The 464-nt window shown below is 67.2% G+C and carries 1 protein-coding gene; it reads left to right on the top strand.

Going from position 1 to position 464, the window contains the following annotated elements:
* Window positions 1–464 (top strand): hypothetical protein (locus FDK12_RS15135; protein WP_189636373.1); only part of this gene is annotated, 464 nt, incomplete at both ends.

The raw sequence follows: 464 nt of genomic DNA, 5'->3' as shown, positions 1-464 counted from the left end.
CCGGTACCCTCGATCGACATCGAAAAGACGATCGTCGGGGCCCCGGTCCAGGGTGAGGACGGCGCGTGGACGGTGACGTACGAGATCAACGCGATCAACGACGGCGCCGCCCAGGGCATCTACACGCTGACGGACCAGCTCCGCTTCGGCGCCGGCATCCAGGTCCGTGATGCAGCTGTCACGAGCACGCCCGACGGTGTTCCCGCGTCAGAGGCATGGGTCGGGACGGGAAGCGCGGGCAGCAAGGAGAACGTCATCGCCAGTGACGTGAGCCTTGCGGCGAGCCAGGTACACACCTACCGGGTCGAGGTCGTTGCGACGGTTGACGGCGACGCCGCCAACAGCACCACGTTCGCGTGCCCTGCAATCGGTACCGGTGATCGCGGAGGCTTCGCGAACACCGCCGGCATCGGCCACAACGGACTCTCGGACGAAGCGGCCGCCTGCGCAACACCGATCAGGTC

Source organism: Arthrobacter sp. NamB2 (assembly GCF_005281365.1).
GTDB lineage: Bacteria > Actinomycetota > Actinomycetes > Actinomycetales > Micrococcaceae > Arthrobacter_D.
Note: the sequence above shows the minus strand (reverse complement) of the source record. Positions and strands in the feature narration are given on the sequence as shown.